This window comes from Streptomyces sp. NRRL B-24572 (assembly GCF_002156145.1).
In the GTDB taxonomy this organism is placed as follows: domain Bacteria; phylum Actinomycetota; class Actinomycetes; order Streptomycetales; family Streptomycetaceae; genus Streptomyces; species Streptomyces vietnamensis.
On sequence record NZ_MWIG01001173.1, the window covers coordinates 1 to 864 of the forward strand.

1 protein-coding gene is annotated in these 864 nt (G+C 72.9%); it reads left to right on the forward strand.

The window, feature by feature from the left end; translation table 11 throughout:
- The coding region (locus CCN56_RS41110; RefSeq protein WP_256962457.1) for a condensation domain-containing protein at window positions 1–864 on the forward strand (864 nt) is incomplete at both ends.

Here is an 864-nt window from a genome sequence, read left to right on the forward strand (position 1 = left end):
ACGGGGCGGGGGCGGTCAACCCGTACCTGGCGATGGAGGCGGTCGAGGACCTGGTACGCGCCGGCACCTTCATCGAGGGCCTGGAGCGCGAGCAGGACATCGGGAACCTGATCTGCGCGCTCGGCAAGGGCGTCCTCAAGGCCGTCGCCTCCTACCGCGGCGACAACGTCACCGTCGACCTCCCCGCCGAACTGCACCGGGCCGTCGCCGACCGCGCCCGGGAATCCGGCGTCACCGTCTTCATGGTCGTGCAGGCCGCGCTCGCCGTCCTGCTGTCCCGGCTCGGCGCCGGCGACGACATCCCCCTCGGCTCCCCGGTCGCAGGACGGCTCGACGAAGCCCTCGACGACCTCGTCGGCGACTTCATCAACACCCTCGTCCTGCGCACCGACGTCAGCGGCAACCCGACCTTCACCGAACTCCTCGGCCGGGTCCGGGAGACCGACCTCGCCGCCTACGCCCACCAGGACCTGCCCTTCGAGCGGCTCGTCGAGGTCCTCAACCCGACCCGCTCGCTGGCCCGCTCCCCGCTCTTCCAGACCCTGCTCGCCTTCAACAACACCAGCCGGCAGGGCGCCGACGAGGCCGTGGCCCTCCTCGACGGCCTCACCGTCGCCACCCGCGGCGTCGGCAGCGGCGCCGCCAAGTTCGACCTCGCCTTCAGCCTCCGCGAGCGGTTCGCCGCCGACGGAACCGCCGACGGCCTCGGCGGCATCCTCGAATACGCCACCGACCTCTTCGACCGCGCCACCGCCGAACGGCTCGTGGCCCGCTTCCACACCGTCCTCGCCCGCCTGGTCGCCGACCCGGCGCAGCGCGTCGCCACCGTCGACGTCCTCCTCGACGGCGAGCACACCGACGTCC